20 protein-coding genes are annotated in these 25,188 nt (G+C 71.9%); 14 read left to right on the forward strand and 6 right to left on the reverse strand.

The features are described 5' to 3' along the window. Positions 1-137 precede the first annotated feature (137 nt). From HD596_RS51285 to HD596_RS51295, 3 genes are read left to right on the forward strand one after another with little or no spacing between them, the layout of a single operon-like run. On the forward strand, positions 138-791 hold the full coding sequence (locus tag HD596_RS51285) for a response regulator transcription factor (RefSeq protein ID WP_185076686.1): 654 nt from the start codon (positions 138-140) through the stop codon (positions 789-791). Then, complete coding sequence (locus HD596_RS51290) at positions 788-1,957, forward strand: sensor histidine kinase (protein ID WP_185076688.1); 1,170 nt, start codon at positions 788-790, stop codon at positions 1,955-1,957. Before HD596_RS51285 ends, HD596_RS51290 begins: the two co-directional genes overlap by 4 nt. A 48-nt stretch (positions 1,958-2,005) precedes the next feature. Beyond that, a complete protein-coding gene (locus tag HD596_RS51295; RefSeq protein ID WP_185076690.1) occupies positions 2,006-2,602 on the forward strand; it encodes an NUDIX hydrolase in 597 nt (198 codons plus the stop codon). Positions 2,603-2,632: 30 nt separating this feature from the next. On the opposite strand, the gene HD596_RS51300 is transcribed toward HD596_RS51295, so the two are convergent. Beyond that, positions 2,633-4,300, reverse strand: a complete 1,668-nt coding sequence (locus HD596_RS51300; RefSeq protein WP_185076692.1) for a TROVE domain-containing protein — start codon at positions 4,298-4,300, stop codon at positions 2,633-2,635. Between the two features lie 797 nt (positions 4,301-5,097). On the opposite strand from HD596_RS51300, the gene HD596_RS51305 reads away from it, so the two are divergent. From HD596_RS51305 to HD596_RS51320, 4 genes are read left to right on the forward strand one after another with little or no spacing between them, the layout of a single operon-like run. Next, positions 5,098-5,709 (forward strand): lysophospholipid acyltransferase family protein, encoded by a 612-nt coding sequence (locus HD596_RS51305; protein WP_185079242.1) that lies wholly within the window; start codon positions 5,098-5,100, stop codon positions 5,707-5,709. Positions 5,710-5,766: 57 nt separating this feature from the next. Beyond that, complete coding sequence (locus HD596_RS51310) at positions 5,767-7,341, forward strand: penicillin-binding transpeptidase domain-containing protein (protein WP_313046752.1); 1,575 nt, start codon at positions 5,767-5,769, stop codon at positions 7,339-7,341. Positions 7,342-7,388: 47 nt separating this feature from the next. Further along, positions 7,389-8,600: a M24 family metallopeptidase gene (locus tag HD596_RS51315; protein WP_185076695.1), complete on the forward strand. Its 1,212-nt coding sequence runs from the start codon at positions 7,389-7,391 to the stop codon at positions 8,598-8,600. 10 nt (positions 8,601-8,610) lie between these two features. Beyond that, the gene (locus tag HD596_RS51320) at positions 8,611-8,997 is read left to right on the forward strand and encodes a hypothetical protein (protein WP_185076697.1); all 387 of its coding nucleotides are present in this window, start codon (positions 8,611-8,613) and stop codon (positions 8,995-8,997) included. 36 nt (positions 8,998-9,033) lie between these two features. Here the strand turns inward: HD596_RS51320 and HD596_RS51325 are convergent, their stop codons facing one another. Then, positions 9,034-10,230 carry an RNA-guided endonuclease InsQ/TnpB family protein gene (locus HD596_RS51325; RefSeq protein ID WP_185076699.1) on the reverse strand — a complete coding sequence of 399 codons (1,197 nt, stop codon included), beginning with the start codon at positions 10,228-10,230 and terminating at the stop codon, positions 9,034-9,036. Positions 10,231-10,406: 176 nt separating this feature from the next. Between HD596_RS51325 and HD596_RS51330 the strand changes: the two genes are divergently transcribed. After that, positions 10,407-10,988: a TetR/AcrR family transcriptional regulator gene (locus HD596_RS51330; RefSeq protein ID WP_185076701.1), complete on the forward strand. Its 582-nt coding sequence runs from the start codon at positions 10,407-10,409 to the stop codon at positions 10,986-10,988. Positions 10,989-11,197: 209 nt separating this feature from the next. Here HD596_RS51330 and HD596_RS51335 read toward each other — a convergent pair whose 3' ends face one another. Beyond that, a complete protein-coding gene (locus tag HD596_RS51335; RefSeq protein ID WP_185076703.1) occupies positions 11,198-12,430 on the reverse strand; it encodes a glycosyltransferase in 1,233 nt (410 codons plus the stop codon). 79 nt (positions 12,431-12,509) lie between these two features. Here HD596_RS51335 and HD596_RS51340 point away from each other — a divergent pair, with 79 nt between their 5' ends. Together HD596_RS51340 and HD596_RS51345 are read left to right on the forward strand one after the other, a co-directional pair. Beyond that, positions 12,510-13,094, forward strand: coding sequence for a TetR/AcrR family transcriptional regulator (locus tag HD596_RS51340; protein WP_185076704.1), 585 nt, complete (start codon positions 12,510-12,512; stop codon positions 13,092-13,094). Positions 13,095-13,448: 354 nt separating this feature from the next. After that, a complete protein-coding gene (locus HD596_RS51345; RefSeq protein WP_185076706.1) occupies positions 13,449-13,865 on the forward strand; it encodes a MerR family transcriptional regulator in 417 nt (138 codons plus the stop codon). A 187-nt stretch (positions 13,866-14,052) separates the two neighbouring features. Here the strand turns inward: HD596_RS51345 and HD596_RS51350 are convergent, their stop codons facing one another. After that, on the reverse strand, positions 14,053-16,212 hold the full coding sequence (locus HD596_RS51350; RefSeq protein ID WP_185076708.1) for a tetratricopeptide repeat protein: 2,160 nt from the start codon (positions 16,210-16,212) through the stop codon (positions 14,053-14,055). A gap of 805 nt (positions 16,213-17,017) precedes the next feature. Between HD596_RS51350 and HD596_RS51355 the strand changes: the two genes are divergently transcribed. Beyond that, a complete protein-coding gene (locus tag HD596_RS51355) occupies positions 17,018-17,662 on the forward strand; it encodes a GntR family transcriptional regulator (protein WP_185076711.1) in 645 nt (214 codons plus the stop codon). Beyond that, positions 17,659-18,132 (forward strand): OsmC family protein, encoded by a 474-nt coding sequence (locus HD596_RS51360; protein ID WP_185076712.1) that lies wholly within the window; start codon positions 17,659-17,661, stop codon positions 18,130-18,132. The genes HD596_RS51355 and HD596_RS51360 overlap by 4 nt, the downstream gene beginning before the upstream one ends. 559 nt (positions 18,133-18,691) lie before the next feature. Here HD596_RS51360 and HD596_RS51365 read toward each other — a convergent pair. Further along, on the reverse strand, positions 18,692-21,982 hold the full coding sequence (locus HD596_RS51365; RefSeq protein WP_185076713.1) for an ATP-binding protein: 3,291 nt from the start codon (positions 21,980-21,982) through the stop codon (positions 18,692-18,694). A 191-nt stretch (positions 21,983-22,173) separates the two neighbouring features. Between HD596_RS51365 and HD596_RS51370 the strand changes: the two genes are divergently transcribed. Further along, entirely contained in the window at positions 22,174-23,532 is a 1,359-nt protein-coding gene (locus HD596_RS51370; RefSeq protein WP_313046758.1) for an FAD-binding oxidoreductase, read from the forward strand. A gap of 199 nt (positions 23,533-23,731) precedes the next feature. Here the strand turns inward: HD596_RS51370 and HD596_RS51375 are convergent, their stop codons facing one another. Then, positions 23,732-24,016: a DUF3040 domain-containing protein gene (locus HD596_RS51375; RefSeq protein WP_185076717.1), complete on the reverse strand. Its 285-nt coding sequence runs from the start codon at positions 24,014-24,016 to the stop codon at positions 23,732-23,734. A gap of 134 nt (positions 24,017-24,150) precedes the next feature. Between HD596_RS51375 and HD596_RS51380 the strand changes: the two genes are divergently transcribed. Further along, entirely contained in the window at positions 24,151-25,182 is a 1,032-nt protein-coding gene (locus tag HD596_RS51380) for an Rv2578c family radical SAM protein (protein ID WP_185076720.1), read from the forward strand. The last annotated feature ends 6 nt before the right edge of the window (positions 25,183-25,188 follow it).

Consider the following 25,188-nt stretch of genomic DNA (forward strand, 5'->3'; position numbering starts at 1 on the left):
GCGCCCGGGTCCTTCGCCCGGCGCGCGGCCTCACTCCAGCCCATGGGGTGCTAGAACCGGATAAGCCCGCCCTGCACGTTTATCCGGCCCTAACACGTGATCCGTCACGCTCAGGTGCCAGAGGAAAGGGGCCGGCGATGCGGGTGCTTGTCGTCGAGGACGAGGAACGGCTGGCGGACGCGGTCGCGCACGGGCTCCGGCTGCACGCGATCGCCGTGGACGTGGCCTACGACGGGCAGGACGCCCTGGAGCGGGCCGCGTACGTGGACTACGACGTGGTGGTGCTCGACCGGGACCTGCCCGAGGTGCACGGCGACGACGTGTGCCGGCGGCTGCGCGAGGGCGGCGGGGGCGGCCGGGTGCTCATGCTGACCGCGGCGGGACAGATCCGCGACAAGATCGACGGGCTGTCGATCGGCGCGGACGACTACCTGGTCAAGCCGTTCGCGTTCGCCGAGCTGGTGGCCCGGGTGCGGGCGCTGGCCCGCCGCTCGCCCCGCTCCGCGCCGTCCCCGCTCGAACGCGGCGGCATCGCGCTCGACCCGTCCCGCCGCACGGTCACCCGGGACGGGCGGCCGGTGTCGCTGAACCGCAAGGAGTTCGACGTGCTGCGCGTGCTGCTCGGCGCGGACGGCGAGCTGGTCACCTCCGGCGAGCTGCGCAGGAGCGTCTGGGACGAGCACGCCGACCCGGGCACGGGCGCGCTGCGGGTCACGATCACGTCGTTGCGCAAGAAGCTCGGCGTGCCGTCGGCGATCCTGAACGTGCCCGGCAAGGGGTACCGGCTTTGATCGTCGACCGGGGCCGGTCGTGGTGGAGCAGCAGGCGGCTGCGTCTGCGGCTCACGCTGCTGTACGGCGGCCTGTTCTTCGTGGCCGGGTCGATCCTGCTCTGGCTCACCTACCTCATCACCGGGCAGGCGCTGAACCAGCAGTTCGTCACCGGGTTCCGGAAGATCCAGAACGCGCCCGTGGATCTGGCGGCGCGCCCGATGGTCGAAGACGTCATCTTCCAGGGCGACATCGAGAACCGGGCCGGCAACGTGCTCAGCGAGATGGTCCGCTCGTCCATGCTCGTGATGATCCTGGTCGGCGTGGTCGCGCTCGTGCTCGGCTACGTGGTGGCCGACCGGGCGCTGCGCCCGCTCGACCGGGTGACCGAGGCGGCGCAGCGGCTGTCGGAGAGCACCCTGCACGAGCGCATCGGGCTGCGGGGCCCGCCCGACGAGGTCAGGCGGCTGGCGGACACGTTCGACGCGATGCTGGAGCGGCTGCACCGGGTGTTCGACGCGCAGCGGCGCTTCATCGCCAACGCCTCGCACGAGCTGCGCACGCCGCTGGCGATCAACCGTACGGTGCTGGAGGTGTCGCTGGAGGAGCCGGCCGCGTCGGAGGACCTCAAGGCGCTGGCCAGGGCGCTGCTCGGCACGAACGCCCGCTACGAGCGGCTCATCGAGGGCCTGCTGCTGCTCGCGCAGTCGGAGCAGGAGCTCACCGTGCGCAGACCGGTGGACCTGGAGCAGGTGGTACGCACCGCGCTGGAGCAGATCGACCTACAGTCGCGCAAGCGGCCCGTCACGCTCCACCAGGACCTGCGGCCGGTGCTGGTCGAGGGCGATCCGCTGTTCCTGGAGCGGTGCGTGTTCAACCTGCTGGAGAACGCGATCAAGCACAACGTGCGCGACGGCGAGATCTGGCTCGCGCTGCGGCGGCAGGGCGGCGACGCGGTGGTCACGGTGCGCAACACAGGGCCCGCGGTGCCGCCGTACGAGGTGGACGACCTGTTCGAGCCGTTCAGCCGGCTCGACGGCGACCGGGTGCGCTCGTTCAAGGGCGCGGGGCTGGGGCTGTCGATCGTACGGGCCATCGTGCGCGCGCACGGCGGCCAGGTCACCGCGGTCGCCCGGCCGGAAGGCGGGCTCAGCGTCACCGTACGGCTGCCGCACGGCCTGTCATGAGACCCGGCCCCGGCGTCCCGGTCCGGAGCCCCGTGACATCCTTGAAGTGTGCTGTCGCCAATCGACGTGCTGCAGGAGCAGATCAGGTCCCATTTGGCCGCCTTCGACCGCCGGCAGGTCCCGCCCACCGGAGGGGTGCGCAGGGCCGCCGTCACCGTGTGCGTCCTGGAGGACGCCGAGCGGGTCCCGTACACGATCCTCATCAAGCGGGCCGCCCACGGGCGCAACCCGGGTCAGTGGGCGCTGCCCGGCGGGCGGATGGACGACGGGGAACGCGCCGTGGACGCGGCGCTGCGCGAGCTCGCCGAGGAGACGGGCGTCACCGGGGTCGAGGTGGCCGGGATGCTCGACGACTTCGTCACCGACTCCGGCTTCGTGATCACGCCGGTGGTGGCGTTCGGCGGCGTCCAGCAGCCGGTGGCCGACCCGCGCGAGGTGGCCTCGGTGCACGACGTGCCGCTGGAGTGGTTCCTGGCGCCGGGGGTGCCGCGCTGGCGCGGCAAGCTGCTGCAGATGCCGCTGGGGCCGTCCATCGTGGTCCACGCGCCGACGGGGGCGATCCTGTGGCAGTTCGCCGAGGTGGCGCTGCGCGGCCGCGAGCAGCGGGTCTTCGACGTGAAGCAGCCGCGCTGGACGAGGACCTGACCGGGCACTCCCGGCCAGGTCCCACGCGTCCTACGCGCGGACGAACCCGTTGACGACCATCGGCAGCGACGCGTCCAGGCCCGCCACGTTCAGCACGCCTTCGTCGCCGGGGTCGCCGATCGAGTGGCCGACGGCGGTCATCGCCGCGACGACCACGCGGGCGTCCGCCGCCACCGTGCGGCGGTAGGCGCCGAGCTCCTGCGAAGGGTGGGCGCGCCCCGCCCACGTCTCGTTGTCGGTGAACACCACGATGCCGTCCACCGCCATCCGCTGCTCGCGCGCCCAGCGGAACGGCAGCGACAGGTCGGTGCCGCCGCCGGACGGCTGCCAGGAGCCGATCTCGCGCAGGTTGGTGCGCGGGGTCACCTTCGAGGCGTGGACGCTGGTGTCGACGTCGATGACGTGCACGTTCCCCTTCTCGATGCGGGCCAGCATGACCGCCATGGCGCAGCCCACCTTGTACGGCGCGCCGATCGGCGAGCCGCCGACCATGACGCCGCCCCAGCTCATCGAGGCGGAGGAGTCGACCGCGACCAGCAGCCTGCGGCCCGTGGGCTCGACGGCACCGAACGCCAGCTCGTACGTCTCCTCCAGCGCGTCCCGGATCGCCGGGACCGGCGCCCACGTGTGCGCGTCGGCGCGCGGGTTGGGCTGGGCGCGGCCCGAGCCGTACACGCGCAGCGCCAGGAACGCGTCCATCGGGTGGATGCGCGCCCGCAGCAGCGCGTCGCGGTCGGTGAGCCGGGCGACCGCGCGCCGGGTGGCCTCACTCGCCGGGGTGAGCGTGCCGATCCGCGTCATGCGGGCCAGGTTGCGCAGCAGCGCGGTCATGCCGATCGTGTCGACCAGCGCGTCCCACACCTTCGGCTCCCTCAGCATGGCGTCCGGCAGGAACTCCCACGGCACCTTGCGCTCGGTCACCACCTGGATCGCCTCGCGGGCCGTGGTGACGGCCTTGGCGGTCAGGAACCGGTCCACCGACTCCAGCGTCTCGCGCGCCTGCTCGTCGGAGACGTTGCCGGCGATCCAGCCGAACAGCCGCGCCCGCTGCGGGCCGTCCGCCTTGGGGTGGGCGATCCGCAGCACGTCGCGCAGGTCGAACGTCTCGCCCTGCGGCGTCCTGCGCCGGCGGGCCTTGCACACCTTGAACGCGACGTCGTCGGGGCTGCCGGTGGAGAACCAGGAGGCGAGCGCCGTGCGCAGCGACCGGCCGGTGACCGGCGCGGTGCCGCGGGCGGTCGGCTTGCCGGCGAGGTTCTTGTAGTAGCCGAAGAAGGAGGCGAGGTGGTCGGTCGTGCGGGCCACCTTGGGCAGCGCGAGCTTGGCCGCCTGCCGGGTGGCCGCGTCGCCGCGGGCGTAGGCGGCGGCCAGCGCGAACAGCGCCGGGCGCTGCTTGGGAGCGCGTGGCGGGCGCGCGGTCGAGATGCCGGTGAGCAGCTCGACGACGCGCGGGCCGTCCTCGGCGATCGCCTCGAACAGCGCGGCGGCGTTGCCGGCGGTCAGCTGCTCCTGCGACACGTAGTAGGTGCCGCCCGTGGTGCCGAGGATCAGGAAGTCCTCGACGCGCTGCCACAGGTCCTTCTCGAAGACGAAGCCGCCGGCCGCGTTGCGCACCTGGTCGGTGCGGCCGGGCAGCGGCTGGGTCTGCGGCGTGGCCAACGCGGAAACGCCGGCGAGGGGGTCGCGGTTCCGTGCCATTGTTTTCACCTCGTACGTCTCGACCCGCCCGAACGGCGGATATGCAGAAAAAATGGGGGCGGATGTGGAAATGCCGACCGGTTTTTTACGGCGCGCTGCCACTACGCGACGCGCGGGCGCACCCGCGCGGCGGGGAATCGAACCCCGCGCTTCCGGCACCCGAAGCGATAACCGGCCTGCTTCGACCCGCCCCCGAAGCTCGGGAGGGCACGGATATGGGGTGTCCACCGGCGTTGGCGCTCTGCCGACTGAGCTACCGGAGCGTTGGCCCCGGGCAGGACTCGAACCTGCGACTCCCCATAAAAGTGGTAACCGACGAACTTCGACCCGTGCCCTCATCGAGTCTCACTGACATGGTGAATTCAACAAGGAATGCCAAGGGGAGCTCAAATCATTTTCCCGATTTCCGCGACGGGGCCGCGGTCACCGGGAGTGACCAGACGGGACCAGGAGCCGTCCCGGGGCCGCCGAAGATCGCCAAGCGCAGGTCACGTGTCGCCCATGAGGGGGGCGCGATTACCCCCATGGCCGGACCGTGTGCTTAACTCAAGTTGCCGATGTGGTCTGTGTCCCCCGGGCCGCAAATTACCGCCTTCACGGAATACCGTTCGGCTGGAGCCGTGTTGTGCATCTCGCCGAGGAGGCGACCGCCACATCGGCATCAACGACTTTTCCAGGCGTCCCGCCCAACGGCGGGGCGCCTGCTTTATGGTGGGGTGGCCGACCGGCCCGATGATCAGGAGAGCTCGTTGCTGTACGAAGTGGTCAAGTTCGCCGCCGCGCCGCTCGCGCACGCGATGTGCCGGCCGCACATCTCGGGCGCGGTGCACGTGCCCAGGAGCGGGCCCGCGATCCTGGCCGCCAACCACCTGTCGATCCTCGACTCGTTCCTGCTGCCCGCGCTGCTGCCGCGGCACGTGACCTTCACCGCCAAGAACGAGTACTTCGACGGCAACCCGGTCTCCGGCTTCTTCATGCGGCTCGGCGGCAGCCTGCCGATCGACAGGGAGAGCGCGCACGCCGCCCAGACCATGCTCGACTCCGCCGCGGAGCTGCTGGAGCGCGGCGAGCTGTTCGGCATCCACCCGGAGGGCACCCGCTCCCCCGACGGCCGCCTCTACCGCGGCAAGGTCGGCGTGGCCTGGCTGGCGCTCAAGACGGGCGCCCCGGTGCTGCCCGTGGCGCTCAGCGGCACCGAGAAGGTGCTGCCGGTCGGCTCGAAGGTGCCCAGGCCCGCGCGGATCGGCATCGCCATCGGCGAGCCCATGCGGTTCGAGGGCGACCACACCAAGGCGCGCGACCGGCGGCGGGTGACCGACGAGATCATGGCGGCCATCCAGAAGCTGTCCGGGCAGGAATACGTGCCGACCTACGCCGCCAGCTTCAAGGCGGCCAACGGCGTGTCATGACAATGTCGTCGAGGATCAGGGGGATGTAGCGTGGCGCGTGGTCGTACCATCGCGATCGTGTCCAGCGCCACCGTGCTCGCGGTGGGGGCCGCGGCCGGGGGCGCGTACTACCTGCTGCACACGAGGGGGACGCCCGCCGAGACGGCGCAGCGCTTCACCGCCGCGTGGCAGGCCGGCAACTGGACCGCCATGGGGGCGGAGCTCGCCAAACCGCAGCAGCTCACCGCGTACGACCAGCAACGCAGCGCACTCGCCGTCGAGTCGACGGACATCAAGCTCGGCAAGATCACCGAGACCGGCGACCGGGCCAGCGCCCCCTACACCGCCACCCTGACCCTCAAGAACATCGGCAAGTGGTCCTACCAGGGCCAGATCGACCTCATGGTGGCCGACCGCACCTGGAAGGTCGACTGGAAGCCCGCCGCGCTCCACCCGTCGATGACCTCCGGGGCCGAGTTCAAGCTCAAAACGCGCTGGCCCGAGCGGGCCGAGATCACCGACGCCCGGGGAGACCGGATCGACACGGGCACGGTCGGCGGGTCGGTGCAGCAGCTCGTCGGCTACCTCGCCAAGGCCGAGAAGAAGGACGTGGCCAAGCTGGGCTCCGCCTACAAGGTCGGCCAGGCGGTCGGGCGCGGCGGGCTGCAGGAGACGTTCCAGAAGCGGCTGGCGGGCACGCCCGCCACCGAGATCCAGCTCGGCGGCAAGACGCTGGAGACCATCGAGGGCAGCGACGGCGAGCCCGTCCAGACCACGCTCGACCCGCGCGCGCAGGCCGCGGCGGTGGGCGCGGTCAAGGACATGAAGAAGCCCACGTCGATGGTGGCGATCAAGCCGTCCACGGGGGAGATCCTGGCCGTGGTCAACAACCAGGGCGGCTTCAACCGGGCGCTGGACGGCCGCTACCCGCCCGGCTCGACGTTCAAGGCGGTCACGGCGATCGGCCTGCTGGCGGCCGGGATGTCGCCGTCGGACACGGTGACGTGCCCGATGTACGCGACCATCGGCGGGCTGAAGGTCCGCAACTCCGACAAGGAGGCGTTCGGGTCGCTGTCGTTCCTCGACTCGTTCGCCCACTCGTGCAACACGACGTTCGCGCCGCTGGCCGAGCAGAAGCTGGGCGCCGACAAGCTGCTGAAGACGGCCGAGGACGTCGGCTTCAACCAGCCCCTGAACATCGGGGTCCCGGCCACCAAGGCCAGCTTCCCCCGGGCCCAGTCCGACGCCGAGCTGGCCGCCGAGTCGTTCGGGCAGGCCAGGATCACCGCCAGCCCGCTGACGATGGCCTCGGTGGCCGCCGCCATCGCGGACGGCACGTGGCGGCCGCCGACGCTGGTGCCCTCGCTGAAGCAGAAGGCCACCGAGCGCCCGCTGCCCGACGGGGTCAAGGAGCCGCTGCACTCGATGATGGCGGCCGTGGTGTCCAAGGGCACGGCCAAGGCGGCCGGGCTGCCCGCCGGCACGCACGGCAAGACCGGCACCGCCGAGTTCGGCACCGGCGACGACCTGGACACCCACGCCTGGTTCATGGGCTTCAAGGATGACGTGGCGTTCGCGGTGGTCGTGGAGGGCGGCGGCGCGGGCGGCAAGGTCGCCGCGCCGGTGGCGGCGTCGTTCCTCAAGGGGCTCTGACCGCCGCGACCAGGTGAACCGGCCTCTGACCTGGGCAGAACTCGGTTGTGCTGGGGATCGGTGGCGAGGAGTACGCGGCGCGGCAGGCGGCCATGGGGCGCCTGGCCGCGCGGGCGGGGTTCCGCGGGGTGGTGGCCTGGTCGAGAGGCGGTTCGGCGCAGGACCATTACGCCGACGTCTACTACCTGACGGGCTTCTACCAGCACCAGCCGTCCATCCCCGACTTTCCCGGCCACTGGCGGGCACGGGGCCACGCGGCCGTGGTCCTGCCCGTGGCCGACCCTCCTCCCGGCGGGCACACCGCCGTCCTGCTGACCAACTCCAGGGACCTCCAGGAGCCCCGGCCGGCGGCGCGGGTTCAGGTGACGCCCGATCTCGTGGACGCCCTGGCCGAGCAGATCAGGGAGTCGATCCGGCCGGGGCGCGTCGCGTTGATCGGCTACGAGGCGATGGCGGCGCCGTGGTGGTGCCGGCTGCGTTCGGTGCTGCCGGGGCACGAGCTGGTGTGCGCCGACGACCTGGCCTGGGAGGCGCGCCGGATCAAGAGCCCCGCCGAGCTTGACCTGCTGCGCGCCGCGGGGGCGCTCGGGGTGCGCGCGGTGTCCGCCGCCCGGGACGCCGCCGTACCGGGCGCCACCGAGGCCGACGTGGCGACGGCCGCGATCGCCGAGATCGTCCGGGCGGGCGGCGCCTACTCGGGCATGGGCATCTCCTCCGGCGCCGAGTCCTACACCTTCGCCGCCTCGGGCCCGACGCCCTACTCCGCCGACCGGCGGCTGGCCGAGGGCGACCTGATCAGGATCGACCTGTACGGCTCCGTACGCGGCTACCTGTTCGACCTGGCCCGGACGTGGGTCGTCGGCGGCGAGCCGACCACGGAGCAGCGGCGGCTGCTGGAGGCGGTGCGGGAGAGCGTCCTGGCCGGGATCGAGCTGCTGCGGCCCGGCCGGCGCTTCGGCGAGGTGGCGCGGCGGTGCCAGCAGGTGTTCGAACGGTCGGCGTTCGCCGTCCACCACGGACTGCCCTGGTCGGAGACGGACGGCCTCTGGGGCCACGGGCTCGGCCTGTCGCTGGAGCCGCCGTGGATCACCGAGGGCGGGCCGGACGCGGACGGCCTGATCGAGGCCGGGATGTGCCTGGCGCTGGAGCGCAGGATCGCGATGCACTCCGTGGGGGGCGCCAGCCACGAGGAGGACGTCATCGTCACCGACTCCGGGCCCGAAGTCATCACCCTGGACACTTGTTATCCGGGTGTGTAAATTTACTCGCATGGATAATAAAGTATGGGCTGCCGTCCGGGCCCTCTTCGTGGCCGTGCTCGTCATCTCCGTCGCGACCCTCGGCGTGGCCGCCCTGATCGGCGGCAACTGGGTGGTGTGGCTGCGCGGCGCCGCCGTGGCCGTGGCCGCCGCCTGGCTCGTCGCCCTCGCGGGTCAGGCCGCCCGGGGAAAGAGATCGGCCTACGTACGCATCCGCTTCGTCACCATCGCCGCCCCCATCGGGATCGTGCTCATCCTCGTCGCCCCGGACAGCGGCTATCCCGGCTGGATGAAGGCGGAGCAGGCCGTGGTCGGCGTGCTGGTCGCCGCCGTGGCCCTGCTCGTCAACCGACGTGCCGTACGGCAGGCGTTCCCGAAGCGTGGCAAGCTGGGCTGAGTGACTCCTCCGCTCCCTGAAGGAAGCGGCTTCTCGCTAAGCCGCTTGCGCAGCCTCACGAAGGGCAAGCCCTGCCCTCAAGATGTTGATCGCCGCGTTCACGTCGGCGTGCGCGCAAAACCCGCACCCCGTACATCGGAAAACGGCCTGGGTGACACGGTTGTCCTTCGCGCAGTGCCCGCAACGCGAGCACGTACGGGAGGTGTTGGCCGGATTCACCGCGATCAGCTGCCGACCGGCGCTTTCAGCCTTGTGCGACAGGATCGTCAAGAACGCCGACCAACCCGCATCGAGAATGCTCTTGTTCAGCCCCGATTTAGCCGCTTGCCTGTTAGGCAGGTAGCCGCCTTCGCCGTCCGGTTGCGGCGCGACACGCCGGATCATGCCCGCCACGTTCAGCGCTTCGTGCACGATCACGTCGTAGCCGCGGACCAGCGCCAGCGCGGCCTTGTGCGCCGAGTCGAGGCGTTGCCGCCGCACCTTGGCGTGCAGGGCCGCCACCCGCGCGACGGCCTTACCGCGCCGCTTCGATCCTCGTTTCCTACGGGCGAGGTTCCGCTGGGCCGCTGCCAGACGGCTCGCGGAGGTGGCGAGGTGGCGCTGGTTGTCGAGGTGGTCGCCGTCGCTGGTCGTGGCCAGCCAGGCGACACCCATGTCAACACCCGCGACCGCGCCCGTGGCGGGAAGGGTGGGTGCGGGCACCTCATCGCACGACAGCACGACGAACCAGCGGGCGCCTTCCCTCTTGACGCTGATCGTCTTGACGATGCCGAGCACCCGGCGGTGCTGGTGGACCCGCACATGCCCGACGCCCTGCAACCGCACGTAGGTCGCCGTCGGATGGTGCGGCTGGGAGTCCCACCGGCAGCCGTCGCCGTCCTTGGGCCACTGGACCGTGTCGAACCGGCCCCGGCCCTTGAAACGCGGGAAGCCTGGCGTGCGGCCTGCTTTGACGCGGTCGAAGAACGCCCGGTACGCCTTGTCCAGCCTGCGCAGGGTGGCCTGCTGGGAGGAGAACGACCATCGGCCCTGACCGCCGGGGTCGTCGGCGCGGATGTGCTTCAGATCGGCCGACTGCTGGCCGTAGCGCACCGTCACCCCGGCTTTGCGGTAGGCCGTACGGCGGTGCTCAAGAGCCGCGTTGTACAGCACCCGGTGATCCTCCAGGCACTGCGCGAGCGCGTCGGCCTGCTTGCCGGTGGGGCGCAGCAGGAACTTGAACGACCTGCGCACACCCCACCCCCCACGCTCAGTAACGAGACCACCACGGTATCGACCGGCACCGACAAACCCGGAAGGACATCTGTGACCCGCGGACCTGACAGGTCAAGGCACGCTCGGGCCTTGGCGGCCCTCCCGCTCCCGATTCCCCCGTCGTCTGAAGACGACGGTTCCCTCGGGAGACTCTGATGGAGAGCCCCGCGACCCGCCGGGCGGCCACCGAGGCCCGCAAAGCACAGATCGCCTCCGCCACGATCGCCGTGCTGGCGCGGCGCGGCTACGCGGAGACCACGTTCGAGGCCATCTGCGAGCAGGCGGGGCTCAGCAGCAAGCGGCTGATCTCCTACCACTTCTCCAGCAAGGACCAGCTGTTCGAGGCCGTCGTCCGCCAGGTCGTCGAGGACGCGGCCGCCTTCATGCGCCCCGCGCTCGACGCCGCCTCCGGGGCGCGCGCCCAGCTCGAGGCGTTCATCAGGGCGAACATCGCCTTCATCGCCGCCCATCCCGAGCACGTGCGGGCCGTTCAGCAGATCGCTTTCAACCAGGTGCCCGTGGGTGGGGACGAGCAGGACGCCGCGGTCGCCAGGCTGGCGGCGCTGTTCGCGGAGGGGCAGCGGGCGGGGGCGTTCCGGGAGTTCGATGGCGTGTTGATGGGCACGGCTCTGCGCGCGTCCATCGACGGGGTGGCCGACCGGCTCGTCAAGGGCCTCGATCCGGAGCGGTGCGCGGACGAGCTGGTCGAGATCTTCGACCGCGCGACCCGCGCCTGACCTCGGGGGGCGACGGGGAGCGCGGGGCGCACTCGCGCCGGATCTCGCCGATCGCGCGGGCGCAGGCGCGGGCGCAATCGCGCTCGACCTCACCGATCGCCGGTGGCCCTGGCGCACTCGTACTCGACCTCACGATCGCCCAGGAGCGCCGATGGTACTCGCGCCGGGCTTCGCCGATCACCGGGGAGCAGTGCGCCGGACCTCGCCGATCAGCGGGGAGCGGCGGTGTGGTCGCGCACGGCCGCGATCACGGCCGCTGCGCCGTCCTCCGCCTGGATCCGGGTCGCGAGCGCCGCGGCCCTGCGCCGGTAGGAGTCCTCCGTCACGGCGACGTGGAGCGCGGCGCCCAGCCGTTCGGCGGACAGGCGCCGGAACGGGATGGCGTCGAGCGCCACACCGAGCGCGGTCAGCCGGGACGCCCACAGCGGCTGGTCGTTCACCGCGGGCAGGCCCACCGCCGGGACGCCGGCCCGCAGCCCCGCCCCGGTGGTGCCGCTGCCGCAGTGGTGCGCCACGGCCGCCATCCGCGGGAACAACCAGTCGTGCGGCACATCTCCCACCCCCAACACGTCGTCACCCAGAGGCCCGGACACGCCCGTCTGCAGCACGCCGCGCAAGCCGGCCCGCCGCAGGGCGCGTACGGCGAGGTCGGTGAACTCCTCGGCGCGCGCCGCCGCCTGACTGCCGAACCCGATGAAGACGGGCGGCGGCCCCGACCCGACGAAGTCCGCCAGGACGCCGTCCGGCACCCAGCCCGGCGGGCGTGGCGGCCACCAGTAGCCCCGTACCTCCAGCCCCTCCCGCCAGTCCGCCGGGCGCGGCAGCACCAGCGGGCTGTAGCCGTGGACGACCCGCCACCGGGTGGACTCGCGACGCCGGTAGACGGCGCGCGAGCTCATCGGCGGCAGCCCGAGCCGGGCCCGCAGCCTTCTCGCCGACCCGACGTGTACGGGCGACGGCACGGCGAACGCCAGCCGGGCCGCGGCGCGGTTGCCCCACCGTCCGAACGAGCGGCCGAGAGCGCTCATGACCGGCGGGAAGTCGCCGGTGGGCTCCACCGGCTGCAGGTGCACCCCCATGCTCGGTACGCCCATCGCCTCGGCCACGTGATACCCGGCCGAGGCGGCCACGCCGAGAAGGAGGATGTCGGCACCCCGTTCGGCCGCCTCGACGATGCCGTCGGTCACCTGCGTGGCGTACTGGGCGAACATCCGGGCCTTGGCGGCGAGGGAGACCCGGACGCCACCCTTGGCCGAGGCCAGCAGCGGGAGCGGGTCGCCGGGGATGGCCCGGTGCTCCAGCCCTGCGCCGGTCACGAGCTCCGCGTAGGGCTCGTGCGCGGCGATGGCGACCTGGTGACCGGCTTCGCGTAACCGCGCGCCCAGTCCGGTGTACGGCGCCACGTCGCCCCGCGTGCCCACTCCGATGATCAGAACTCTCATGACCACCCCCGTTTACAATGCAGTCGCATGGTAAACACGGCCTGCCCGCGTTTTCAATACAGCTGCATGGGAAAACCGGATGCCTAAGATCGTCGACCACGAAGCCCGGCGGCGGCACATCGCCGACGCCGTCCACCGCCTCATCGACGCCAAGGGGCTGGACAGCGTCAGCCTCCGGGAGGTCGCGGCGGAGGCCGGGATCTCCATGGGGGCGGTGCAGTACTACTTCAGCACCAAGGACGAGATGCTCCTGCTGGCCCTGGAACACCTGAACACGCGGATCCGGCTCCGGGTGGCCTCCGCGGACCAGAGCGATCCCCTGGCGCTGCTGCGGGTGGCGATCCTGGAACTGCTGCCGCTGGACGAGAACCGCCGCTCCGAGTCCCGCATCGGGCTGGCGTTCCTGGCCAGGTCGGTGGTGGCCGACGAGGTGGCGGAGCCGCTGCGGGCTGGGCTGCCGTACGTGATGGCGTTCTACATCGACCAGATCAGGGCCGCGCAGGCCGCCGGGCAAGTGGCCGCCGACCTGGACGCGGAGAAGGAGGCGAGCATTCTGTTCGCTTTCGCCCAGGGCATGGTGCATCCGACCCTGGTCGGCCATTACTCGCCGGAGGCCGTCGTGGCGGCGGTCGACTATCACCTGGACCGGCTGCGGGCACGGTGATGCGAGTCTTGACGTACTTGGCCCGGTGAAGCGCGTGGCGGCCGCTCCTGGGGGTTCCGCACCTGCTTCTGCTCAACGACAACCGCGCCGCACGGTTCGGCCCAACCGGGCCGGAGCCGACCGAGTTCACCGCAACGACGGCGTCCGACGGCTCGTCGAGTGAACGGCGCCCGCGTTGTGCTTACCGGCTCGTCGGGCCATGATTTCGGAATGGTCGAGAACGTAGATTCATCCTCGGATGGCGTGGCCGAACTCACGTACGACCTGGGTTATCACGGGCTGCTTGAGCGTCTTCGATCTCAGGGGCGCCAGTCAACGGCTTCAAGTGCCCTTGAAATCAAGCCCGACGAGCTGTTGACGATCGGCGAGCTGGCCAGGACCACCGGCGTGGCCACCTCGGCGTTGCGTTACTGGGAGGAGCTCGGACTGCTCCCCGCCCCGACCCGGGTCGCGGGCCAACGGCGCTACCCCGCCTCCGCGATGGCGATCGTCGGCCTGATCCTGTCGTTGCGGGACATCGGTTTCTCGCTGCGCGAGCTGAAAGTGCTCATCACCTCTCGTTACGAGGACGTCGACGCCTGGCGCGAGCTCCATGAGCGCAAGCTCACCGAACTCGACGAACGGATCGCCCAGGCGCAGGCCGCGCGCACCGCCATCGCCCACGGCCTGGCCTGCGGGCACCCGGAGGGCATCTTCCACTGCCCCACCTTCGCCCGCGTCATCGCCGCCCGCCTCGCCGGCTCCCCCCTAAACGAGGCCCACTCCCAGTGATCACCTCCACCACACAGACCCCCTCGATAACGTCCACTCCCACTGATCACCTCGCCCGATCCGCCCTCCAGGACGCCCAGTCCCACTGATTACCTCCACCACCCGCCACCTCACCGACCCCCTCCATAACGCGCACCTCCACTGATCACTTCACCGGATCCCCTTCCATGAGGCCGACTCTCGCTGATCACTTCAGCCGGAGACTCCGGCGGGCGCGCTCCAGGTCTTCCCTGGCGGTCTTGGTCAGTGTCTGCTCGGGCCCCATGACCGCCTCGAACCGGTTCACGACCCACTCGTACTCGGCGAGCGCGTCCGCGGTCCGTCCCACTGCCTCGTACGCCGTGGCCAGGCCGTGCCGGGTGATCAGCGTGTCGGGATGGTCGGCGCCCAGCAGCCGCGCCTGTTCCCCGGCGACGTGCTCGTACAGCTGAACGGCCTCATCGGCCCTGCCCGCCGCCTTGTAGGCGCGCGCGAGCTGTCCCTTGACGACCCAGGTATCGGGATAGTCCTGATCGAAGAGCCGCTCGTGATCGGCTATCAGCCGCTGGAACAGCTCGATGCCGCGCTCGGGCCGGCCGCCCTCGACGTTGGTGTAGGCCTGGAAATAGCGCGCCGCGAGCAGGGTGGGATGGCCGGGTTCGAGCGCCCGCTGCTGGTCGGCCACCACCTGCTCGATCATCGGCACCGCCTCCGGCGCCCTGCCTCCCATCGTGTACGAGAAGGCCACCGACGCGCGTGACCACAACGTATCCGGATGATCGTCACCGAGGACGTGGGCGCGATCGGCCGCGACGCGCTGGTAGAGGGCGGCGGCCTTCATGACCTGGCCGGCGTACTCGAAGGCGTGCGCCAGCGTGTGCGTGGCCGCGAGGGTGTCCGGATGCTCGGCCCCCAGGAGCTTCTCGCGTCCCCTGGCGACGGCTTCGGCGACCGGGGCGGCCCGGAGCCCGTCGTTGAGATAGACCAGATGGGAGGCCACGACGTGGCGTACCCGCAGGACGAGCTCGGCCGCCGCGCGCATGTGCGCGAACTCCCCCTCGGGGACCTGCTCCACGGCCTCCCACAAGGCCGCCCCGTGCTCGGCCACCGCCATGATCATGGGGAACTTCCGCCAGGTGTCCTGGTCGGAGATGTCCTCGACCGCCACGCGCAGCCGTTGCCCGGCTGTCTCGACCAGCTCGGCCAGGGTTCGGTCGCGCCCGGCCTGATCGCGTACCGCACGCCGGACGAGACGGTGGACGAACGCGGTCGTGTCGCTCCCGCCGAAGGTGACCAGCGATCGGGCGCCCAGCTCGGCCAGCGCGGGTTCCGCCTGCGGGCCGAGCAGCTCGAACCCGACGCCGGAGGTCGACAGCACGGACAACTCGCCGAGCAGCCGTGCGGCCTCCGGACTGGTCTGCCCGACCGACAACATGATCGCCTGCGCGACTCCGGTGGGGTACGGCTCGCCGCGAGGCCGCGCGAGGAGCACCTCGATGGGGGTGGCGTGCAGCCGCCCCAGGTAGGACTCGCACGACAGGCGCGGCGGGCCCACCAGGGCGGCCGCGGCGATGCCCAGGGCGAGCGGCAGTCGGTCCAGTTCCTCGGCAAGCGACCGGAAGCCGCCGTCGTCCGCGCCCACCCGCGTACGGAGATACTTCACCGCCTCGGCCTCCGTGAACTGCTCCACCGTCACCATCGTGGCGAGCCGTTCGAACGAATGATCATTGGTGGTGATCAGTACGCGCGCTCGGCCGTGGGACGGGAGCAGCGGCGCCAGCAGATCGGGGTCCGTCGCGTTGTCGAACACGACCAGATACGGCTCCCGCCGCTCCTGAAGCCAGGCTCTGACCTTGCGGGCCACGGACGCCGGGTCGTCCGCGTCGTTACGTAACCCGGCCTCGGTGGCCAGCTGGTCCACGGAACCGTGAAGCTGCTCGACGGTCTCGGCGTGCAGCCACGCCACCGGAATGCCGCGTTCGATGCAGCGCCGGGCGTAGGCGGCCGCCAGGTGGGTCTTGCCCACGCCGCGCCCCCCGACCAGCGCGCACACCGCGGCCGTGCGGCGTGCGGAGAACAGCTTGTCGATGCGCTCGCTCAGATCCGAACGCGGCTGGAAGGCCTTCGGCTCGCGCGGCACGTCACCGACCGTACGCGGGTCCCGCTTCGAACCGGGTGGCGGTCCGGTGCCCGGCTCCGGCTGCCCGGCCCAGATGGCGAGCGGCGTTCCGGGGAGCAGGACGACCAGACCGACGACGATGCTCGTGCTGTCCAGCCCGAGCCCGTTCGCCACACAGATCCACCAGGCCAGAACCCCGGCCGTGGACGGGACCGTCGCCGCGATCACGACCTTGAGCCAGCGCGGCATCTCAGCCCTTTCTGCGCAGGAACGGTTCAGCGATGTATCGGAAGGCCGTACTCGACGAGTGTCACACGCCGCCATCCCCTTGTCGCGGGCCGATCACGAGAGCACTCGCCGCCGGCACCACAAACCATGAGCTTCCAGATCCCTCACGCGCGACCCCGAACCCGCCACCCCAGACCAGCCGTCCCAAACCAGCCGTCCCAAACCAGCCGTCCCAAACCAGCCACCCCAAACCAGCCACCCCAAACCAGCCACCCCAAACCAGCCACCCCAAACCAGCCACCCCAAACCAGCCACCCCAAACCAGCCACCCCAAACCAGCCACCCCAAACCAGCCACCCCAAACCAGCCACCCCAAACCAGCCACCCCAAACCAGCCACCCCAAACCAGCCACCCCAAACCAGCCACCCCAAACCAGCCACCCCAAACCAGCCACCCCAAACCAGCCACCCCAGACCCGCCACCCCAGACCCGCCACCCCAGACCCGCCACCCCAGACCCGCCACCCCAGACCCGCCACCCCAGACCCGCCACCCCAGACCCGCCACCCCAGACCCGCCACCCCAGACCCGCCACCCCAGACCAGCCATCCCAGACCAGCCATCCCAGACCAGCCACGCCAGACCAGCCACGCCAGACCAGCCATCCCAGACCGGCGATCCCGGTCCCCGAAGTCGCAGCGCCCCTCGCCTCGAATGCGACCCATCTGCCCGCGCCCGGGAGCGCTCGTGTTGTCCGCCATGCAAGCGCGCTTGCATACATTGCGTCCATTGCATGCAATGCATGCCGTCCGCTAACCTGATCCGCATGCAGACCGATGTGGCGCGGAGGCGGCTGCGGGAGTTGATCCTCGACGGCACGTACCCGCCCGGGGCGCGGTTGACCGAGATGGAGGTCGCGGCCGCCCTGGACATGAGCCGCACCCCCGTACGCGAGGCGCTCCGCGCGCTGACCGCCGACGGGCTCGTGCAGCCCTCCGGGCGCGGCGTGGTGGTCGTGGCGTTGGCGCAGGGCGACCTGGACGAGGCGTACCAGGTGCGGGCGGCACTCGAGGCGCTCACCGCCGAGCTGGCCGCCACCCGCCAGCGCGAGGGCCGCATCGCCCCCGCCGACCTCGCCGCGCTCCGTGAGATCGCGATCGACACCGCCACGGCGACCACCGAGGGGCGGTTGGCCGAGGCCGTACGGCTCAACCGCCGCTTCCATCGAGTGATCGCCGAGCTGGCGGGCAACTCGATGGCGCTGCACGCGCTGGAGCGCATCTGGGATCAGATCCAGGTGTCCACGTTGCGTTCGCTGGCGCCGCCGTCTCGGCACGCGTACGTGTCGGGCCAGCACGAAGAGCTCGTCGCCGCGATCGTCCTGGGCCGTCCGGAGGAGGCCGCCAGGGTCGCCCGCGCGCACGTACTCGACACCCGTAACATCACCCACAGCGAGGAGGACCAAGCATGACCCGCGAACACACATATCCGGTCGTGGTGACCTGGACCGGCAACAAGGGCACCGGCACCAGTGGCTACCGTGACTACGGCCGCGAGCACGAGCTGACCGCCGAGGGTCCGCCGGCCATCGCGGGCAGTTCGGACCCGGCCTTCCGCGGCGACCCGACACGCTGGAACCCGGAGCAGCTCCTGGTCGGCGCGCTGTCCCAGTGCCACATGCTGTCGTATCTGCACAAGTGCGCCGTGGCGGGCGTCGTCGTCACCGAGTACGTCGACAACGCCGTCGGGACCATGGCCCAGACCACGGTCGGCGGCCACTTCACCGAGGCGGTGCTGCGCCCCTCGATCACCGTGACGTCGCCCGACATGGTCGATGCCGCCACCGAGCTGCACGAAGAAGCGCACAAGGCGTGTTTCATCGCCAGCTCTGTGAACTTCCCGGTACGCGTCGAGCCGACCATCCGCGTCGTGGAGCCGTAAGGTCGCCCGTCCCGGCAGGCAGGGGCCAGAGGCGCGTTGCCCGCTTCGTGGAGCCGTAGGTTCGCCCGTCCCCGGTAGGCAGGGGCCAGTGGGCGCGTTGCCCGCTCCGTACGGCCGATGCTTGGTACGTGGCGGGCCGGAAACCGGTTGGATGTCGCCCTTCGCGCCCGGCAGGCTTGGAGCAATCCCTCTGGGTACCAGCCCGACGCGCCCCTGCTGATCGTGAACAGCGACGACTTCGGAATGCACCGGGCGATCAACGACGCGGTCGCGCGCTCGATCGACGAGAGGATCCCAGGCTCGATTCTCTGGCCCCGAATGCGCTGACCGCCGCCAACGTGCCGGCGGCCGGGTACGTACCACCGGCCCGAGCGCAGCATCTGCCGTCCTGACCAGGCGACGGCCGTCTACACGCACGACGGGCAAGGGAGGGCCGGGAGATGAGGCTGTCGCGCGCCCTCTTCCCCCACCGATTGAGGGACAAGCCTTTCGTCGGTCCGGCTCGTCGCGGGCTGCGCCACCATGACGGGCTCGCGGGATGTTCCGCGGGGGGCGACCGTCAGGCCAGGTCGGCGAGGAGCCGTGCGCTCTGACCGGCCCAGTGGTCCAGCCCGTGACGCAGGTGCGTCTCGTGCGCCTGCCGGGCGTGGGCGCGCGCCTGCTCCACCTCACCCATGGCTCTGGCCAGCTCCGCCAGGACCAGGTGCATGGAGCCCCAACCCGCCGCGCCCATGCCGCTGACGACCAGCCGCCCCGAGTACGGCGCGAGTCTGGCGTACAGGTCCGCCGGCTCGGGGACGCCCAGCCGGGCGGCCACGTACCCCCACACGACGGTCAGGAACTCCGTGGACCAGTCGTCGCGGATCTCGGTGCCCCAGCGGGCGACCAGTTCGCGCGCCAGAGCGCGGTCGTCCGCGTCGAGCGCGGCCAGCATCGCCACGGGCCGCAGCGGCACCATGCCGGGATGCTCGGCCCTCGCCACCAGCTCGCCGAGCAGCTCGCCCGTCCTGCCCCGCGCCCAGCGGCAGGTGAACAGGGTGATCAGGCCCGGGAAGTCGGGCGCCCACATGCTGGAGCCGTCCAGCAGCGCGGTGAACTCCCCGGCGAGCCGTTCGGCCTCCTCCCACCGGCCCTGGAGGGTACGGCCGGCGGCCTCGGCGATGCGCACCATCGCCTCCGGCTCGGGGCGGCGTACCTCACCCAGCAGGCGCTCGCAGCGCGCGAGGTCCCGCTCCCACTCCGCCAGCTCACCGTCCCTCAGCAGATGCGCCATGCGGAACACGCGCGCCACGACTTCCGCCCCCGCCGGCAGGCCGGGCACGGCCAGCATCTCCTCGGTGGCGCTCCTGCGCTCGCGCTCCCGCTCGGGCACCCAGGCGGCGATCACGTAGTTGTTCAGCACGCGCGTCAGCAGGGCGGGATCCCCGACCGTGCGGGCGACGGCGACGGCCTCGGCGGCCAGCCGCTCGCCCTCGGTTCGCCGCGTGCCCGAGTAGTAGAGCTCGACGCCGAGCGTGCCGAGCAGGGCGGCGCGGTCACGGTCGTCGAGCGGCTCGGCGAGGAGATTCTCCAGCAGGGCCGCCATGCGCTCGTCGGACTCTCCGTAGGCGCGCCAGTTCCACACCGCGAGCTCGCCGAAGACGACGATCGCCGAGACCAGCGCAGCCCTGTCGCCGAGGTCGGCGGCGATCCGGATGGCCTCGTCCAGCGCCGTCCGCGCCCCCTCCACGTCGCCCACGGCCCGCAACGCCCGTCCGAGCCCGATGAGCAGCTCATGGCGGCGGCGCACGTCGGCCGCGTCCAGCACGTCGAGCGCCCTGCGCCAGAAGCCGACCGCCTCGTCGTAGGCGTGCTGGTCCGCCGAGCGGCGCGCGGCCCTGACCGCGTAGTCGACCGCCTTGGCCGCCCCTCCCACGCGGGAGGCCGCGCCGAAGTGGTGGGCCAGCACGGACGCCTCCACGCCGGGGAACGACTCCAGCGCCTCACCGGCCCGCAGGTGCAGCCGGGCCCTGCCCAGCCGGCCCAGCTCGGCGTACAGGGCGTCCCTCACCAGAGCGTGGGAGAATCGGTAGTCGAAACCGTCGGGCAGCTCCATCAGCAGCCCGCTCGCCACGGCCGGTTCGAGCAGCGACATGACCTCCTCGGGCGGCCGGGCGCCCACCGCCGCCAGCACGTCGAAGCCCACCTCGCGGCCGAGGACGGCGGCGCAGCGCAGCAGGTCCTGGGTCGGCTCGGGCAGGCGCGCGACCCGGCGTCCGATCACCTCGCGCACCCCGGCCGGGACGCCCAGGGAGGCGGCGTCCAGCCGGTGTTCGCTGTCCAGCAGGCGAAACAGCTCGTTCAGGAAGAACGGGTTGCCGCCGGTCCTGTCGTGCAGCACGGCGGCGAGCGCGGGGTCGGTGAGGTCGCGCCGCGAGAGATAGGCCGAGACCTCCTCCCGGGTGAAGGGCGCCGGCGCCAGGCGTTCGGTGCCGGGCTCCCGCACCAGCCGGCCGAGGGTGTCGCGCAGTTGCTCGGGATCGCCTCCCGGCTCGGGCCGCAGCGTCGCCAGGATCAGGACGGGGGCGCGGTGCAGGTGAGCGGCCAGGAAGGAGAGCAGCCGCAGCGACGAGGCGTCGGCCCAGTGCAGGTCGTCCAGCACGACCAGCCGGGGCTCGCCGGAGGCCGTCAGCTCCTTCAGGACCCGCTCGTGCAGCCCGAACAGCGCCGTGTCGGGGTCGCCGCCGCCCGTCCGCGCCTCGCCGCTCAGCAGGCGCAGCGCGCCGGCCGTGTCCTGGCCGAACGAGCCCAGCACCTGCAGCCACGGCCAGAACGCGGGCGCGCCGGTGTCCTCGGCGCAGCGCCCCCACGCGGTGGCCAGCCCGCGGGCCTCGGCCTCGTCGACGGCGGCCTGGGCGAGGCGGGTCTTTCCGATCCCCGCCTCGCCCGTGACCAGCAGGACACCGCCCCGGCCGCGCCGGGTCCCCGCGAGGCGCTCGGCGATGAGGCGTAGCATCTCCTCCCGGGCGATGAGGCCGTCCGTGGCCTGCGGCGGCGAGACTGCCGGCTCCCGCACCTCCACGCGGGCCGGTCCGGGCACGGCCGCGGCCAGCTCGGGGGACTGGGCGAACACCGCCTGCTCCAGCGTGCGCAGCCCCTCACCGGGTTCGAGGCCGAGCTCGTCGGCGAGCAGGGCCCGGACCCTGCGCAGCGCCGCGAGCGCGTCCGCCTGGCGTCCGGCGCGGTAGAGCGCGAGCACCAGAAGCCTCCACAGCCGTTCCCGGAACGGCTGCGCCTCCACCAGGCGCTCCAGGTCGGGGACGCACGCCGCGCCCTCGCCGAGCGCCAGCCGCGCCTCGAACCGGTCCTCCATCGCCGTGGCGCGCAGCTCCTCCAGGCGCGCCGCGACCGGCTGGGCGAACCCGTACCCGGCGAACTCGGCGAGCGGCTCGCCGCGCCAGGTGGCCAGGGCCCGGTCGAGATGGCGCAGCGCCATGGCGTGCTCACCGAGGCCAAGCGCCCGGCTGCCGTCCTCGGCCCACGTGCTGAACCGGATGAGGTCCACCTGTCCCGGCGGGACGGACAGCAGGTAGCCGGGCTCGCGGGTCACGAGGACCGCCGCCGGCGTGCGGGGCGGCCGGTCCGGCTCCAGCGCCTTGCGCAGCTTGGCGATGTAGACCTGGAGCGACCCCATGGCGCTGGACGGGGGCTCGCCCGACCACAGCTCGTCGATCAGCCGGTCGAGCGACACGATCCGGCCGGGTTCGAGCGCCAGCATCGCGAGCACCGCACGCTGTTTGCGGGTGCCGAGCTCGACAGGCCGCCCGTGCGCGTCGAGGACTTCCAGCGGGCCGAGCAAGCGAAAGTCCATGGCTCCTCATCGCTCATGTTCATCCGGCGAACCAGCGTAAGGGCACGTCCGGCGGAGAGGAAACGAACCTTCTGTCCGGAATGAGGCAGGCGACCTGTGCGGATGGGGCAGGCCGGCGACAAGTCGCGGACAGGTCCTTCCCAAGTGCCGCGCCGCATCGTGGAGCGACGACGGCAACAGGAGGAGAAACAGTGACATCTCACGAGACGGGTCTTCGGCGGGCGGTACGCGGGCAGGTGCTGGTGCCGGGAGACGACGGTTTCGACGCTGCCCGGCTGGCCTGGAACCGGGCCGTCGAGCAGAAGGTGAGCGCGGTGGTACGGGTCGAGGACGCGGCCGACGCGGCCGCCGTGGTCAGCTACGCGAAGTTGGCCGGGCTGGGCGTGGCCGTCCAGCCCGGCGGTCACGGCGCCGGTGACGGGCTCGACGGCCAGATCCTCGTACGGACCGGCCGGATGCGCGGCGTGGACATCCGGCCGGGCGAGCGGGTGGCGCGCGTCGAAGCCGGCGTCCAGTGGGGCGAGCTGCTGGCCGCCGCGGCCGAGCACGGCCTCACCGGCCTGGCCGGCAGCTCCCCGGTGGTGAGCGTGACCGGCTACACCCTCGGCGGCGGGATCAGCTGGTTCGGCCGCTCGTACGGCCTGGCGGCCAACGGCGTCCGCGCCTTCGAGGTGGTCGACGCCGACGGCGCCCGCGCGCGGGTCACCGCCGCGTCCGACCCGGAGCTGTTCTGGGCGCTGCGCGGAGGGGGCGGCGACTTCGCGCTGGTGACCGCGATGGAGATCGGGCTGTTCCCCGCTCCGCACCTGTACGGCGGAGCCGTCATCTGGCCCGTCGCCCGCGCGGAGCAGGTCCTCGCGGCCTTCCGTGAGATCACGGCGACGGCTCCCGAGGAGCTCACCCTGTGGTTCACGCTCATGCGCTTCCCGCCGCTGCGCGAGCTGCCCGAACCGTTGCGCGGGCTGTCGGCGGTGGCGGTGCACGCCGCGTACCTCGGGGAGGAGGCGGCGGGGCGGGCCCTGCTCGCCCCGCTCGGCCGGGCCGGTGCTCCGCTCCTCGACACCCGCGGCCCGCTGCCGGCGCACGCGCTGGGCGCCATCGCCGCCGAGCCGACCGAGCCCAAGGCCGGCCTGCTGCGCGCGGAGCTCGTCACCGACCTCGACGACGCCTGCGCCGCCGCGCTGCTCGGCACGGCGGCGGACGGGTCCGTCGCCCCGCTGACCGCCGTGCAGGTGCGGCACCTCGGCGGGGCGCTGAGCCGTCCCGTCCTGAACGGCGGCGCCTGCGGGCACCTCGCCGAGCCGTACGCGCTGAGCATGCTGGGGGCCGCCGACACGCCGCAGGTCGCCGCCGCCGTCAAGGAGCGGCAGGCCGCGCTCTCCAGGGCCATGATCCCCCACACCAGCGGACGCAAGCCGTACACGCTGCTCGGCCACGGGGAGAAGGCCGCGGCGGCGTTCCCGGGCGACGTGCTGGCGCGGCTGCGCGACGTCAAGCGCCGCCGCGACCCGTACGGCGTCTTCCGCAGCAACTTCCCCGTCCAGGCCTGATGCCGACCCCGCTCGCCTTCCGTGTTTCGCCCACCGACCCCAGAGGGAGGGACGCCGGCGACGCGGCAGCGTGCCGCGCGTGGAACGGATCGACGACGGCCCCGGAAGGCAGTATGAACAGTCCGAGAACGGCCCGTGACGGAGCGTGTGGGAGGGGGTTCGTGCGGCGCTCGGAAGGCGCCGATCCGTGCAGGGACGGCTAGAAGGTGCCGGCGGCCAAGGCGAGCGCGGCGGCGGCCTCGTGGCGGAGCACCATGATCAAAAGTGTGGCGACCAGCGTGGCTATGAGCAGCCAGCTGATCAGGATGATGACCGTCGAGCGGCGCGGCCGCCGCCTGCGGCCCGGTTGTCCCTTGGCCTTCGCCTCGCTGCGACGCACCCGCTCGTTGAACGACTCCAGTCGTGCGACGAGTCGCGGATCGTCGGCGACGAGGTGCTGCTCAATCTGGGCCAGCATCCGCTCCTCGTCCTGCGACCAGGCCATAGGCGCACCTCCCGAACGCAAGCTCTGCGACGTCTTTCTGCCCAACCCTGAAGATCATTAGCCCCCGCCTGACCAGGTAATTGCAACCTCTTTTCGGTTTGCGATCATGCTCGAACTGCTGTTCTAATCATGGCATGCGCTGGGACAACCTGCGCCTGGCCGGGTCCGGTCAGGACGATCCGGCCATGCCGCTGTTCGCTCGCGGCGCGGTCACCCGCACGTTCGACACGCCCGAATTCAGGGGGATGACCTTCTACGAGATCCGGGCCAGATCCATCATCAACCGGGTGCCGGGGGCCAGCCGGGTGCCCTTCGAATACACGATCAACCCGTATCGCGGGTGCACGCATCGCTGTATTTACTGTTTTGCCCGAAAAACGCATGAATATCTAGATTTTGATGCCGGGGCGGACTTCGACTCGAAGATCGTCGTCAAGGTCAACGCCGCCGAGCTGGCCCGCAAGGAGCTGGCCTCGCCGCGCTGGGGCGGCCACCACGTGGCCATGGGCACCAACGTCGACTGCTACCAGCGCGCGGAGGGCCGCTACAAGCTGATGCGCGGCATCCTGGCCGCGTTGCGCGACGCGCGCAACCCGTTCTCGATCCTCACCAAGGGCACGCTGATCCTGCGGGACCTCGACCTGCTGACGGAGGCCGCGGACGTCGCGGACGTGAGCACCAGCGTGTCGGTCGGCTTCGTCGACCCGGAGGCCTGGCGCGCGGTGGAGCCGGGCACCCCCAACCCGCGCAGGCGCCTGGAGGTGTGCGCGACGCTCAACGACAACGGCATCGCGTGCGGTGTCCTGATGGCCCCGATCCTCCCGTTCCTCACCGACTCCCCCGCCCAGCTGGAGACCACCGTCAAGGAGATCGCCGCCTCCGGCGCCACCCACATCGCGCCCATCGTGCTCCATCTGCGGCCCGGGGCGCGGGAGTGGTGGCTGGGGTGGCTCTCGCGCGAGCATCCGCGCCTGGTGCCCCGTTATCTGGAGCTGTACGGGCGCGGCGCGTACGCGCCCAAGGCGTACCAGGAGCGGGTGACGGGCCTGGTCAAGGAGCTGGCCGAACGCCACGGCGTGGGCCGCGCCACCCCGGCCATGGCCCGCCGTCTTCCGCCCCGGGCCGCGCCGGTCGCGGAGGAGCCGGAGCAGCTACGCCTGCTCTGAGCTCCT

Source organism: Nonomuraea jabiensis, from assembly GCF_014204795.1.
In the GTDB taxonomy this organism is placed as follows: Bacteria; Actinomycetota; Actinomycetes; order Streptosporangiales; family Streptosporangiaceae; genus Nonomuraea; species Nonomuraea jabiensis.